The organism is Marivita sp. (genome assembly GCF_965656765.1).
Taxonomy (GTDB): domain Bacteria; phylum Pseudomonadota; class Alphaproteobacteria; order Rhodobacterales; family Rhodobacteraceae; genus Marivita.
In genome coordinates this window covers 31,512-45,299 of record NZ_CBFHLV010000020.1, presented here as the reverse complement: position 1 = coordinate 45,299, position 13,788 = coordinate 31,512, and the positions used below count along the sequence as shown (strand labels likewise).

Annotated in this window: 14 protein-coding genes; 5 read left to right on the top strand and 9 right to left on the bottom strand. The window is 57.2% G+C overall.

All coding sequences use genetic code 11. The annotated features are described in order from the left end of the window. Nucleotides 1-837: FadR/GntR family transcriptional regulator (locus ACTG4M_RS08015; RefSeq protein ID WP_439123124.1), on the top strand; the 837-nt coding region annotated here is incomplete at its 5' end. Between the two features lie 17 nt (nucleotides 838-854). Here the strand turns inward: ACTG4M_RS08015 and ACTG4M_RS08010 are convergent. From ACTG4M_RS08010 to ACTG4M_RS08000, 3 genes are all read right to left on the bottom strand, one after another. Further along, complete coding sequence (locus tag ACTG4M_RS08010) at nucleotides 855-1,352, bottom strand: hypothetical protein (RefSeq protein ID WP_439123123.1); 498 nt, start codon at nucleotides 1,350-1,352, stop codon at nucleotides 855-857. Nucleotides 1,353-1,553: 201 nt separating this feature from the next. Next, nucleotides 1,554-2,342, bottom strand: a complete 789-nt coding sequence (locus ACTG4M_RS08005; protein WP_439123127.1) for an exodeoxyribonuclease III — start codon at nucleotides 2,340-2,342, stop codon at nucleotides 1,554-1,556. A gap of 144 nt (nucleotides 2,343-2,486) precedes the next feature. Beyond that, entirely contained in the window at nucleotides 2,487-3,392 is a 906-nt protein-coding gene (locus ACTG4M_RS08000; RefSeq protein WP_439123122.1) for a LysR family transcriptional regulator, read from the bottom strand. A 249-nt stretch (nucleotides 3,393-3,641) separates the two neighbouring features. Between ACTG4M_RS08000 and ACTG4M_RS07995 the strand changes: the two genes are divergently transcribed. Further along, nucleotides 3,642-4,085 (top strand): DUF4399 domain-containing protein, encoded by a 444-nt coding sequence (locus tag ACTG4M_RS07995; protein ID WP_439123121.1) that lies wholly within the window; start codon nucleotides 3,642-3,644, stop codon nucleotides 4,083-4,085. A 54-nt stretch (nucleotides 4,086-4,139) separates the two neighbouring features. Here the strand turns inward: ACTG4M_RS07995 and ACTG4M_RS07990 are convergent, their stop codons facing one another. From ACTG4M_RS07990 to ACTG4M_RS07975, 4 genes are all read right to left on the bottom strand, one after another. After that, the gene (locus tag ACTG4M_RS07990; protein ID WP_439123120.1) at nucleotides 4,140-4,700 is read right to left on the bottom strand and encodes a type 1 glutamine amidotransferase domain-containing protein; all 561 of its coding nucleotides are present in this window, start codon (nucleotides 4,698-4,700) and stop codon (nucleotides 4,140-4,142) included. Between the two features lie 88 nt (nucleotides 4,701-4,788). Then, nucleotides 4,789-6,816: an FAD-dependent oxidoreductase gene (locus tag ACTG4M_RS07985; RefSeq protein WP_439123119.1), complete on the bottom strand. Its 2,028-nt coding sequence runs from the start codon at nucleotides 6,814-6,816 to the stop codon at nucleotides 4,789-4,791. A gap of 66 nt (nucleotides 6,817-6,882) precedes the next feature. Next, nucleotides 6,883-8,064 carry a TIGR03862 family flavoprotein gene (locus ACTG4M_RS07980; protein ID WP_439123118.1) on the bottom strand — a complete coding sequence of 394 codons (1,182 nt, stop codon included), beginning with the start codon at nucleotides 8,062-8,064 and terminating at the stop codon, nucleotides 6,883-6,885. Beyond that, nucleotides 8,061-9,389, bottom strand: coding sequence for a mechanosensitive ion channel family protein (locus tag ACTG4M_RS07975; protein ID WP_439123117.1), 1,329 nt, complete (start codon nucleotides 9,387-9,389; stop codon nucleotides 8,061-8,063). Before ACTG4M_RS07975 ends, ACTG4M_RS07980 begins: the two co-directional genes overlap by 4 nt. A gap of 91 nt (nucleotides 9,390-9,480) precedes the next feature. Here ACTG4M_RS07975 and ACTG4M_RS07970 point away from each other — a divergent pair, with 91 nt between their 5' ends. The 3 genes from ACTG4M_RS07970 (at nucleotide 9,481) to ACTG4M_RS07960 (ending at nucleotide 11,518) form a co-directional block, all read left to right on the top strand. After that, complete coding sequence (locus ACTG4M_RS07970) at nucleotides 9,481-9,801, top strand: HNH endonuclease (RefSeq protein ID WP_439123116.1); 321 nt, start codon at nucleotides 9,481-9,483, stop codon at nucleotides 9,799-9,801. 186 nt (nucleotides 9,802-9,987) lie between these two features. Continuing rightward, complete coding sequence (locus tag ACTG4M_RS07965; protein ID WP_439123115.1) at nucleotides 9,988-10,926, top strand: pirin family protein; 939 nt, start codon at nucleotides 9,988-9,990, stop codon at nucleotides 10,924-10,926. 97 nt (nucleotides 10,927-11,023) lie between these two features. After that, nucleotides 11,024-11,518 (top strand): AAA family ATPase, encoded by a 495-nt coding sequence (locus tag ACTG4M_RS07960; RefSeq protein WP_439123114.1) that lies wholly within the window; start codon nucleotides 11,024-11,026, stop codon nucleotides 11,516-11,518. A gap of 9 nt (nucleotides 11,519-11,527) precedes the next feature. Here ACTG4M_RS07960 and ACTG4M_RS07955 read toward each other — a convergent pair whose 3' ends face one another. After that, nucleotides 11,528-11,854, bottom strand: a complete 327-nt coding sequence (locus ACTG4M_RS07955; RefSeq protein ID WP_439123113.1) for a hypothetical protein — start codon at nucleotides 11,852-11,854, stop codon at nucleotides 11,528-11,530. Next, nucleotides 11,841-13,757 (bottom strand): OmpA family protein, encoded by a 1,917-nt coding sequence (locus ACTG4M_RS07950; RefSeq protein WP_439123112.1) that lies wholly within the window; start codon nucleotides 13,755-13,757, stop codon nucleotides 11,841-11,843. Before ACTG4M_RS07950 ends, ACTG4M_RS07955 begins: the two co-directional genes overlap by 14 nt. Nucleotides 13,758-13,788 lie beyond the last annotated feature (31 nt).

Genomic DNA, 13,788 nt, shown 5'->3' with positions numbered 1-13,788 from the left:
AGGATTACTTATTTTACCACTGAAGCAGTCGCAACCTTGGGAAACCCAATGCCGAATTCTGTCGCAAGCCTCTTTGGGCCGGTCGGCCACAAATCAGTCGCCGACACCATCGTTCACCACATCGAAGAACTCGTCGTGTCAGGTGTGCTCAAGGACGGCACCCGCCTCCCTTCGGAACGCGCGCTTTCGGAAGAGATGAAAGTCTCTCGTCCCAAAGTGCGTGAAGCACTCAAACGGCTCGAAGAGAACGGGTTGATCATCATACGTCACGGCGAAGGCAATTTTGTTGCGCCGCTTGTTGGCTCAGCCATGTCGCCTGCGCTGGTCGATCTCTATGCGCGCCATGTGACCGCCTTCGAAGACTACCTCGAATTCCGCCGCGAACAGGAAAGCTTTGCCGCCATGCTCGCCGCCGAACGCGCCACCGCAGAAGACCGTGAGGCACTTAAAACGCTGATCACGGAACTGGAACACGCCCACAAAGACGGCGATGCAGACGCCTCTCGCGATGCTGACGTGCGGTTTCACGCGGCCATCGTCGATGCGAGCCACAACTCGCTGATGGTACACACTATGGGCGCGATCTACCAATTGATGGCGCGGAATGTGTTCTACAACCGCGACTTCCTTCGCTCGATTGACGGCACAGGCGAGATGCTGCTTGAACAGCACAAAGCCATTGCTGATGCGATCATCCGAGGCAAACCAGAGCAAGCCTCTGATACAGCCGCAGACCATATCGACTTCGTCGCTCGCAGCTTTCGTGTCGGTCGCGCGCAAGATCAGAGGGAAACCGTGTCCCGCCGCCGCAAAGCACTGCTAAATATGCGCGCCTGAGCATTAGCAAACGGCGCCTAAAGATCAGACGACAGCGGCTCTAGGAAATCGTGGATGCTCTGCACCTTGTCCAAGATAGACGCACCCAAGGTATGTGGGTCATTCATCAGAGACTCCGCAGGGTCCCAACGTGCAATTGCGTGCAATCGGTCGCTGATAGCCATCACAGGCATCGTACAGTCCCGAGCATCACAATAAACCACCAACGCGGCTTTGCCCGGATACGGGGATTCCAATTGGCAACTGATCTCGCCCAAAGTGCCGGAACGTACACACAGGAAATTTGGCCCACGCGTCAGCTCTGCATCCGATTCACTCTGCCAGTCGCGATGCAGGCGCGCATTGTTTTCGGCCAGCGCTTCAATGTCTTCAGCCACGCCAACATACAGTTCTGTTAGATCAATGCCTGTCTCTTCGGGATCATAGGCAATGCGCGTCACCACCGGGATAGGATTGCCGCGCCCGTCTTTAGCAACATCCTGAACGTCCAGACACGCAGTCTGAGATGCCAGCAATAACGCTTGTCCGCCGAACCCCTCAGCGCGAAATGTTGGGCCACCGCGATAGACCCCTCCATCACTTCCTTTCAGACCAAAATCGACAAATCGATAAAAGTCAGGACAGGTTTGCGCAGGTACCTGGCTCGCAGATATGACGAGCAGTATGGCAGCTATGACTCTGAGAAAAGGGACCCTCACAACATCATACAATCAGGCTCAAAGATCGAACGTCGCAAATACGGGTGCATGATCGCTGGGCTTTTCCCAACCGCGCGCGTCGCGCAGAACGCGGCTGCTATGCGCAGCATTCGAAATATCCGGCGTTGCCCAGACATGGTCTAATCGTCGACCTTTATCCGCAGCATCCCAATCCTTGGCCCGATAACTCCACCAGGAATACAGTAACCCATCGGGAATATCCTGCCGTGTCACATCTACCCAACCACCAGCATCCTGCGTTTCACCGAAATGCTCAACCTCAATGGGGGTATGGCTAACCACCTTAAGCAACTGTTTGTGTGACCACACATCATCCTCACGCGGCGCGATGTTCAGATCCCCCACCAAAATAGCCTTTTCCGGCCGCTCAGTGTGAAACCAATCCCGCATGTCGGTTAGGTAATCAAGCTTTTGACCAAACTTCTCGTTCACCTCCCGGTCCGGCACATCGCCGCCTGCAGGCACATAAAAGTTGTGGATCGTAACCCCGTTTTCCAGCCGCCCCGCAACATGGCGTGCGTGCCCAAGCGACGCGAAATCCTGGTCGCCCATATCCTCGATCGGTAGCTTCGACAGAATGGCAACACCATTGTACCCTTTCTGCCCCCGGGCGACCATGTGGCCATAACCCAGCGCCTGAAACTGCTCTAGCGGGATCTTGTCGACCGGGCTTTTGCACTCTTGCAGGCACAGAACATCCGGCCCTTCTTCGGCCATGAGCTTGGCCACCAGCCCTTCGCGCAGACGAACCGAATTGATATTCCAGGTGGCAAGGGTAAAGGGCATGGCATAGCTCCGGCGGGTGATCAGGTCGCCAGACACTGCCCGCGCCAGCCCCCGGTCGCAACCCGGAAACCGACACGAAAAAACGCCCCGGCTATGGCTTCCGGGGCGTCAAGGTGGCCTGCGAACAGACGAGGGAGGATATTATTACCAGTCCTTCGGACCTTTGTCCGCGAACTGGTGTACCAGGAAGTCGATAAACGCCCGCACCTTGGGTTGGGTGAACCGGCCCGGAGGATAGACCGCATAGATGCCCTGCGTGTCGATCGGAAGATCGGGAATCGCATCCTCGACCAACCCTTGCTCCATCGCGTCTGCGTAAAGGAACGACGGCAGGTACGCGATGCCCAGCCCTGCCACACATGCATTCAACAACGACTGTCCGTCATTGACCGAAAGCCAACCCGCTGTGCGAATCTGGCGTTTCTCACCCGACGGTGCAGTGACTTTCCAGACATTGCCACTCGACTGGTTCGAATAGTGCAAAAGCTTGTGTTCGTTCAGATCGTCGATCCGCCGCGGGCGTCCATACTTTTCGAAGTACCCCGGCGCTGCGATCATGCGCTTGGTGGTTTCGGTCAGCTTGCGAGCGCGCAATGTGCTGTCTTCCAACTCACCGATACGCACCGCCATGTCGAACCCTTCTGAGATCAGTTCAACATACCGGTTGTTCAACACCATATTCACAGTGATATCCGGGAAATCCGCAAGGAAATCACCCAAAACTGGAGACAGGTGATTAACCCCGAAGTCGGTTGCAACGCTGATCCGCAATAGGCCCGACGGTGCAGATTGCATCGACGTGACCAGCGCATCCGCCTCTCCGGCATCGTTCAGCACCCGACGGGCACGGTCGTAATAGGCAAGGCCAATCTCGGTCGGGCTGACGCGCCGCGTTGTCCGATTCAAAAGCCGTGCACCAAGTCGCGCTTCAAGACTTGAAACATGCTTGGACACAGCAGACTTGGAAATGCCCATCTTCTTGGCCGCGTCGGTAAAGCCACCTTGATCCACAACCGTGGCAAAGGCCTCCATTTCGGTAAGACGGTCCATACGTTTTCCTCGTGTTTCGTTGACCTACCAATGACCATAAAATCGGGCGCGACTTGGGCGCTCCGCAGACAATATCTGGGTTTTCTTTGGCAATGTCGTTTGTTCGGAAACAGCGAGACAGGGAAAAATCCATGTTTATCAACACATCTCAGAAAATGGTGATTTTGCCCTTCGACACATTAATCCTACTTCAATGGAGCAAGTGGTACACATCTCAGTGTCGGCCGCTTTGCTTTGGGAGGATAATTTATGAAACACATTTTACTTGGAACAACACTGGCTTTGGCCACTGCAACATTGGCCTTTGCAGGCGATACACCCTCGACCCCTGGGGCCGAGGTTTACATGGTGAACCTTGAAAACGGCGCAAGCGTGCAATCGCCAGTGACCGTGGTTTTTGGCTTAAGCGGAATGGGCGTCGCCCCCGCCGGGATCGATAAAGAGGGCACAGGCCACCATCACATGTTCATCAATCGCGCGCCTTTTGGCGATGGAGCAGAGGATGAAGAGCTTATTGCGAACGGCATTCCGTCAGATGAAAACCATATCCACTACGGCGGCGGTCAAACGCAGGCCACTTACGATCTCGCTCCGGGCGAATACACCATGCAGCTTGTACTGGGCGATCAGTTCCACGTCCCACATGACCCACCCGTGGTCAGCGACGTGATCACGATCACGGTCACTGAATGACAAAAAGCCGGGCGCTCAAGCCCGGCTTTTCCAACTCTAACTCCGCCTGTCACGTCACGCGGCTTGGCGCACATGTTTGCCTTCTTCGATCTCTTCCACGATCTTGGACACAAACGCCTTAAGGTCATCTGGCTGGCGACTTGTCACGATGGCCTGATCAACAACAACCTCTGCATCTTTCCAGTTTGCTCCGGCATTGATCACATCTGTCTTGATTGAATGGTACGACGTCGCATCGCGCCCCTTAAGGATTCCAGCCTCGATCAACACCCAAGGCGCATGGCACACAGCGGCAATCGTCTTGCCTTGATCATAGAAACTGCGCACGAGCTTTAGCGCATCTTGATCGACCCGCAGCAGGTCGGGATTGATCTGACCACCGGGAATAACCAACGCGTCATAATCGTCTGCCGACACATCCGCGATTTTGGCATCGGCCTCGGCTTCGCGCCCCCAATCGCTTCCTTCCCAACCCTTGATCGCACCACCATCCGGTGTCGCTACGTGCAGCGTGGCACCTTTGGCCCGCAGTTGGTCACGCGGAAATTCAAGCTCCGATTGCTCAAAGCCATGGGTCGAAATGAGTAGGATTTTTGCGTCATTAATTGCAGGCATGATAAGCCTCCTGATGTGTTGAATGTTCACGCGGGGCCCCGTGCCCCGCCGTCTGAGTATTCAACGCACCGACCTGTATAGCCGTTCCTTACAGCGTCGCTGCAAGCCGTGTGCCCTGGTCAATCGCCCGCTTGGCATCCAGTTCAGCCGCCACATCGGCACCTCCAATCACGTGACAGGACACGCCTTTGGCCTCCAATGCATCCGCCAAGGACCGTTCAGACACCTGCCCCGCACACAAAACTACAGTATCGCAGGCAATCAACTCAGGCCGTTCGCGCCCCTCACCATAAGAGATGTGCAAGCCATCCGCGTCGATGCGCTCGTAATTCACACCGGCCTTCATCTGCACATCTTTCATCATCAGGCCCATGCGGTGAATCCAGCCCGTGGTCTTACCGAGGCGCTTGCCTGGCTTTTCTGCTTTGCGCTGAAGCAGCGTCACCTGACGCGCAGGCGGGCTAGGTTGTGCACCCTCCGCGGCCAGACCAGACCGTTGATCCGCCGGATCGGTGACACCCCATTCCTTCATCCACTCGGGCAGGTTCTCGGTTGGGCTTTCGCCTTCGTGCACAAGGTATTCCGACACATCAAACCCAATGCCCCCGGCACCAACCACGGCCACCCGTTTGCCGACCGCGACCTTGCCACGCAGCACATCAACATAGCCAACCACGTTCGGTCCGTCCTGACCTGGAATCTCTGGATCACGCGGCAGAACACCTGTCGCAATGACCACCTCGTCAAAGCTGGTCAAATCATCAGACGTCGCCATTTGTCCCAAAGCCAGTGTTACGCCGGTCTCGTTAAGCATGGTGCGATACCAATCCACCAGCCCCCAAAACTCTTCCTTGCCCGGAACCTGCTTGGCCATGTTCAGCTGACCGCCGATCTCTTCGGCTTGGTCGAACAGCGTCACCTGATGCCCACGTTCTGCAGCAGTAATCGCCGCCGCCAAACCCGCAGGCCCAGCCCCCACCACCGCAACGTTCTTTGCATTAATGGTTGGTTCAACCGTCAACTCGGTCTCAAAACACGCCTTCGGATTCACGAGGCAGGACGAGATTTTCATCTGGAACGTATGATCCAGACACGCCTGATTGCAGGCAATACACGGCGCGATCTGCGCCGCCTTACCGGTTGCCGCTTTCGCAACGAAATCCGGATCAGCCAAGAACGGTCGCGCCATGCTCACCATATCGGCACAACCGGTTGAGAGGACCTCTTCCGCCACCTCGGGTGTGTTGATCCGGTTCGACGTGATCACCGGAATCCCCACTTTTCCCATCAGCTTTTTCGTGACCCATGCAAATGCAGCACGCGGCACGCTGGTGGCAATCGTCGGAATCCGCGCCTCGTGCCAGCCGATGCCGGTATTGATGATCGTCGCCCCGGCCTTTTCGATCTCCTGCGCAAGCTGCACCACCTCGTCATGAGTCGATCCATTTGGCACCAGGTCGATCATCGACAACCGGTAGATCACGATGAACTCCGCCCCCACCGCGGCGCGCACGCGGCGCACCACTTCGACGGGCAGGCGCATCCGGTTTTCGTACGACCCACCCCAGCGATCCGTACGCTTGTTGGTATGCGTGACAAGAAACTGGTTCAGGAAATACCCCTCCGACCCCATTACCTCGACGCCGTCATATCCGGCCTCTTGGGCGCGTTTCGCAGCGGTCACGATGTCCGAGATTTGCTTTTCAATGCCTGCTTCATCCAACTCGATCGGCGGAAATGGTGAGATAGGAGATTTGACCGCAGACGGGGCAACACATTCCTTGCCATAGGCATAGCGCCCCGCATGCAGGATCTGCATAGCGATCTTGCCGTCGGCCTCGTGAACGCGGTCGGTCACAATGCGATGGTTCGCGATGTCCTGATCTGTGAACAGCCCCGACGCCCCCGGAAAAACACCACCTTCGCGGTTAGGCGCCATGCCGCCAGTCACCATCAACGCCACCCCGCCCCGCGCGCGTGTTGCATAGAATTCGGCCACCCGGTTCCTGTCGCCGGTCTTTTCAAGGTTGGTATGCATCGACCCCATCAGCACGCGGTTCTTCAGCGTCGTGAACCCAAGGTCGAGCGGGGACAACATGTGCGGGTACGTAGTCATGGCAGAACTCCTCCGTTGCTGTCACCTGACACGCACAAAGTTGACGTGTCACGCCCCAACGTCACGTCACGGCCGATCATACTCGGCTGCATGGCGCCCAGCCCAAAACCCGGTGGCGAAACATGCAGTCAATAGATAGCCGCCGGTCGGCGCATCCCAGTCGAGCATCTCACCTGCGCAAAACGTCCCCGGTCGATTCTTAAGCATCAGCGTGTCATCCAAAGCATCAAAGGACACCCCCCCTGCGGTCGAGATCGCCTCATCCATCGGACGCAACCCTGCATGGCGGATCGGCACTGCCTTGATGACCTGCGCCAGAACGGCCAGATCGTCCGGCAGAGGATTGGTAAATTCCCGCAAGATCGCTTGTGCGGCCGGCGACAGTTTGAGCACCCGCCGCAAGTGGTTCGACAGGCTCGCCTTACCTTTGGGTTTCAATAAACGGTCAGTCACTATACCCACGGACAGGTCCGGCAAAAGGTCCAAGCTCAGCGACGCACCCTCACGGAGCGACGGGGCCAGCGGGTAAATACCGCCCCCTTCCAACCCACGTTTCGAGATCACGACTTCGCCGCGCGACACCTGGGTGCCAGCGCTTAGCGCGATGCCTTTAAGCGGCGCGCCATAGTGCTTGGCCATGTGATCAGTCCAGTTCACATCAAGCCCGGCATTGGAGGGCTGAAACGGTGACACGGCGATCCCGTTCTCTGCGAAACGCTCGGCCCATAAACCGTCCGATCCCAATCTTGCCCAGCTTGCACCGCCCAAAGCAAAGACGGTTACCCGGGGGGTCAGAACCCGCGTGCCTTCAGGCGTATTGAAATGATGGATGTTCTTTTCCCATTCGACCCACCGCCAACGTGTGTGTCTCTCTAGTCCCAGACTGTCCAACCTCTCCAGCCACGCGCGCAAGAGAGGAGAGGCCTTCATCACCTGCGGAAACAACCGTCCGGTTGAGCCGGTGAATGTGGTCTGGCCCAAGCCTTCGGTCCAAGCCCGCACCTCTTCGGGCCCGAATGCTTTGAGGCATGCACGCATCGTCGGGTTTAGGCCGTTACCGTAGGACGCCAGAAACGGGCCGAATGGCTGCATATTTGTCAGGTTCAAACCAGACTTTCCCGCCATCAGGAACTTGCGGCCAATGGACGGCTTCGCCTCGACCAAAGTGACTGTGCGACCAGCCGTCAACAGCGCCTCTGCCGCCATCAAACCGGCTGGCCCGCCGCCGATGACCAGCGCGTCGGTCACTCTGCCGAAGGTGCGTTGCGCAGTTCAACAACACGATGCGGGTATGGGATTTCGATGTTGTGTTCCTTCAGCGCGTTCCAGATCAGGAATAGCACATCCGACGCATACTTGTTCTTGCCATCATCGATGCCGTTCACCCAAAATTCGACCCCAAAGTCGATGCCGCTGTCCCCAAATCCGCGCAGTTCAACATCTGGCGGTTCTGGTTCGTTCAGCACTCCGGGGTGTTTGGCCACAGCCTTGGCGATGATGTCGGGAACCAGATTGATATCGGTGTCATAGCTGACCGAGAAGTCCACCTCGATCCGATTGGCGCTGCCTTGGTCGGAATAATTGATGACGCGGGTTGTGATAAAGTCCTCGTTGGGCACAACAATCCAGCGACCATCGAAAGTCTCAAGGATCATTGCACGGGCAGTCGTTTTGATGATGGTGCCCGCTTCACCATTGTCCAACTCGACGTAGTCACCCACCGTCGCCTGACCTTCAAGCAACAGGATCACACCAGAGATGTAGTTGGACGCGATTTTCTGAAGACCAAAACCAAGCCCCACACCAATCGCACCACCGAGAACGGCAAGCGAGGTCAGAGGGACGCCCATGATATTCATTAACAGGATGAAGGCGATCCCAAAGATCAGAAGCTCTGCCGCCTTGGCTGCAAGCTGACGCGTGGCGGGGCGCATTTCTTCTTGTCTGTTGATGTAGGACGCCGACTGGTCGTTGGACCAACGGCCCAGCCAGAACAGGATCGCGCCCGAAATCACGCCGTTCAAAAGTGACATCACCGAGAACGAGATGTTTCCCAGCGAAACCATCGTGGCGTTCAACCGTTCGGTTAATAGGTCCAATAGGCCAAACGCGTAGAGCAACATGACCGGCAAGAGAACGTACCGGCCCAACAGTTTCAGGAACGGGTCGGTTATGATGCTGCGCACCACGATCCGCGCGGCAAGGAATAGGAACAGGCGTTTGCCGAACGCAATCACGGTGCCAGACCCAAAAACTGAACGGATCACCTGCTCGCCGATCCCGGCAAGTGCGTAGGCGAAAATCGGCATCAGCAACGGCACAAACAACAAGGCAAAGCGCCGGACCTTGGACAGGATGCTCGCGCTGTCTTCGGCTGGGGTCAGCAGGCGAAGCAGCGGCTTGCGCACGCGCCGTGCCAAAAAGACAGCCGCAAGATAGGACACGATCAGGATCGCAAATTGGGACCATGCCGCAGGTGACAAGAGCCACCCCAAAGCAATCTCGTAGCCTTGCTGGGCGAAATCAGCCGCATTCTGGACGATGGGCGGTTGCGAAGACAGGTCCCAGTCCATGACTCATCCCTTGAAAATTCATCGGTGTGTAGCAGCTAAATGCCTTGAGCCACGCGCCAGCACAAGCCTCGCGCATTGGAGAGCTTTCACCGTGACTGATCCTGAACCGATTTGCCCGTTATGTTTGCGTCCCATTCCGGCGGGCGTGAAGCAAAGCCAGCATCACCTGATCCCTAAGCTGAAGGGCGGCAAAGGCGGGCCGACGATCCTTGTGCATCACATCTGCCATCAGGAAATCCATGCTACGCTGACAGAAGCCGAGTTGGCACGGGAGTTCAACACACCTGACGCATTGCGCGCACATACACACCTAGCAACATTTTTTCAGTGGGTAGCGAAACGCCCGCCCGAGTTTCATGCCCGAGGTCGCAGCAGCCTGCGCAAGCAGCGATCACGCAAGCGCAAGAAATAGGTCCATTCTGGTCCTATTGTTTCGCGCGCGAAACATTGGGGCCGGACCGGACCCTTTAAGGTTTTGTTAACAAAGCAGCTTTCAATCTCATGTGCATTTGCGCGCAAAAACTGCGCCAGGAGTAATTATTGCGCGATTATGCAATGCTAGTATCTTGTGATGACATATCGAAAAAGGAGTGTACCGATGAGCTGGAACCCTGCCCTTGATCCGCATTGCCCAACCGGAGATGAGGTGGATGCAATCGACACGATCATCATTCCTCGCGCCCGTGATCTGGGTGGGTTTGAAGTCCGCCGCGCGCTGCCAGCGCCAAAGCGCCAGATGGTCGGACCGTTCATTTTCTTCGATCAAATGGGACCCGCTGAATTTCTGCCGACGCGGGGCATGGATGTGCGGCCACATCCGCATATTGGCTTGGCGACAATCTCGTATCTGTTCCGGGGTCGGATGCATCACCGCGACAGTCTTGGCACCGATGCGTGGATTGAACCCGGCGCGGTCAACTGGATGGTGGCCGGACATGGCATTACGCATTCCGAGCGCACGGATGATGCCACACAGGTGGATCCGATGCCGTTTTTCGGGATCCAAACATGGGTTGCATTGCCCAAAGACCACGAAGATCGAGCACCTGAATTTGAACATGCGCCTGCCGATGCGTTGCCCCTGCTTGAGGGGGAAGGCAAATCGGTGCGTCTGGTTCTTGGCGACGCGTGGGGCGACCGTGCCCCGGTCAAGACAGCGTCCGAGATGTTCTATGCAGATGCGATCTTGCAGCCGGGTTCTGCAATTCCATTGCCTGACAACCATGAAGACCGGGGCGTTTATGTTGTGGACGGCGCCGTGATCGTGGCGGGCGAGACCTATGAGGCGGGGCAGATGATGGTGTTTCGGCCCGGCGACCATGTATCCCTAAAAGCCGGCCCAATGGGTGCGCGGGTCATGCTTTTGGGCGGCGAAACCCTTGAAGGCCCACGATACATCTGGTGGAACTTTGTCGCGTCGTCAAAAGAGCGGATCGAAGAGGCCAAAGAGGCTTGGCGCGCTGGCGATTGGGAGACCGGGCGGTTCCAACTGCCGACGGGTGACGATGCAGAGTTCATTCCATTGCCGGACAAGTGAGCAGAAGGACGTGTTCAAAAAACAACGGCAGGCATCTATGCACGCCCCTGCCGTCTTGGGTCGTGCGATTTGATGATACGAAAAGAAGGAGGCGCGGATGTCTGATCACACGCCAACGCTGCATATGGTCTGCGGGAAAATCGCCGCCGGGAAATCAACACTGGCAGCAGAATTGGGACATCAGCCTGGTACAGTGGTGATTTCAGAGGACGCATGGCTTCACACACTTTTTGGCGATCAAATGTCCACCGGAGCGGATTTTGTTCGATGCTCCGACAAGCTGCGCCACGTTCTAGGGCCACATATCACGTCGATGCTAAAGGCCGGTGTTTCGGTGGTTTTGGATGGGCATGCCAACACCATTGCGTCCCGCTTGTGGATGCGCGGTCTCTTTGAAGCCGCGGGCGCGGATCACCGACTGCATGTCCTGGACGCGTCGGATGACCTATGTCTGGCGCGTCTGCACGCACGCAACGCGGGTGACGAACATCCGTTTAAGGTGACCGATGCACAGTTCCGGCAATTCACAAAAGCCTACGCACCGCCCACAGAAAATGAGGAATTTCAGGTGATCGTGCACAGAGTTGCGTAACACTCGCGGTTAGCTTGCGCTCATGCGTTCCACGTAGACGCGCATTTCTTCAGCTTCGTGACGGGCATCACGCAAACCTTCCATGGCGGCAGAAAGCTCGGCCTCGGTCTGGGCCAACTGGTTCGTCAATTCGGCTTCGCGCTGCTGAAGATAGGTGATCGCCTGATCGCGGGTTTCTTCGGCTTCGTGGAGTTCCTGACTCATACGCTCGAGCTGATCCATATCCGCCTGACTCACACGGGTGAAGCGGTGCACGAGCCAATTGGCGAACCATCCGAGGCAGAATGCCACGAATAGAATGATCGCCGTTGTGATGACAAACTCAGTCCTGTCCATCGCCTGTTCCCTCAGCGCCGTCGGTTTGTGATGTTTCGTCTGTTGGGACGGATTCTTCAACGCTTTCCAGTGTTGTTTCTGTCTCGGGCACCGGTTCGGGGCGGCGCAGCTTGAATTCGATCCGGCGATTGGCCTCGCGGCCTTCTTCGGTGTCGTTGGTGGCGATGGGTTGTTCTTCGCCGTAGCCGCGGACCTCATAGCTGGATGTCAGCACGCGCCGATCCCTGAGCGCATTAACGACCGCTTGTGCCCGTTCCTGGCTAAGTTGCTGGTTCATGACTTCACGCCCCTGGCTGTCAGTATGACCGGCGATGACAAGGGGAATGTCGCCACAGAGCTGCAGCAATTCAGCGATTTCATCCATGATATCGCGGGTTGCAGCATCAAGGGTGGCCGACCCCGGTTCAAAGGTAATTTTGCGGTCACCAATGATCTCGACGATCTGGGCTTCGCATTCTTCTGGGGTGGGGATGCCCAAGAGCGGATCAAGTTTTTCCTGATAGACGACGTCGATTTCGAAGTCTTCTGTTTCACCCAGCTTGTCGGCCAAAAGACCGGCAATTTCGGAGCTGGCGTTTTGGTCGCCCGTATTGCCCGAGATGGTCAGCCCGTCGGGCGTGACCAGAATCGCACCGTTCGAAAGCCGTGACAGCGCCTCAAGCCCAGCCAAAACGCGGTTTGACCAATTGGCGGGCAGCGTGTCATCGACCCGCGCGGTGGTACGCACAGTGGCCGAACCGAACGCGGCACGGGCAAAGCTGTCGGCAGTTTGACGGGCGATTTCGCTATTGATGCGGCCCCGCAGTTGCACGTCGCCTTCGGGGCTGCGGGTGGCGGTGAATTCAGGGATGCCTTCTGGCGCATCTTCGGGTGGTTTGGGAAGCGTGGCATTAACAACGAAGACACCTGGCAGACCGTTTTCCAATTCGCCAACAACACGGTCAAACAAGGATTGTTCGGTGCCTTCCAGCGCGAACAGGGCAACATCGGCATCTGCGAAAGTGATTGTGCCGCCACCCAAGCGGTCTATTGCACGAATGCCCATGGCAGATGCGGCCCCCCATTCATTGGTCGGAGTACCGAGGCCAAGGCGGCAGTCCACCTTGCCATCAAGACCGGCGGCTGATGCGGCCGCAAGGATTTCTGTGCGGTCTTCTACCGTCGGGGCGGCGCAGGCATCAAAGCGCGCGCCGTCGGCATCTTTGATAAACCGCAGCGTGAAGGGTGAAATCACCGGACGTGGTGCGGTGATCTCGAGTGCCAGTCGCAGATCATCGCCTGCACGGCGGGCCAGATCGGCCTCGACCTGACGGCGGGTGTCTTCGTTTTTGACAGCACCTCGGATGGCAACTTGGCCGGCTTCAATCGAAATTTTGGATCGATCTAGAGTGCGCAACACTGACACGGCGTAATCCATCGCGTCGTCCCACCCATCGGGGATCGGGTAGTCTGCCACTTCGAGAAGGTCTGACAACGGCGCATCCGGTACGGCGCGCTGAATATCCTTGACCAGTTGTTCGCGGTCCACGTCAGACGGCAACAGACCGATCATCGATACCCCGCTATCGTTGCGCAGGAGTTCAATTGAAAAGCGGGGCGGCGCAATGCCGTCGCTGTCGATGATATCGATCTGGTCGATCACACGGGCAGAGTCGACCACGCGACCTGCCGCGCTAAGCGCTTGAAACCGGGCGGCTTCGGTCGGGGCAGTGCCGATCAGAAACACCAACAATCCATTGGTATCGACATCGGCCCAGGTAAGCGCATCGCGGTCCAGTTCCGTGCGGATCGCACGTTCAGAGCTTTCCTCAACGGCCCCTGCTGCGACCCAAGCCGCGCCTATGCTGAGAACTGCTGCACTGGCGAAGGCACAGAAGAGAATGAAGACAGAAGACAGGCGCATCCACGTTCCGCGTCAGTTATGGTTGGCAAAG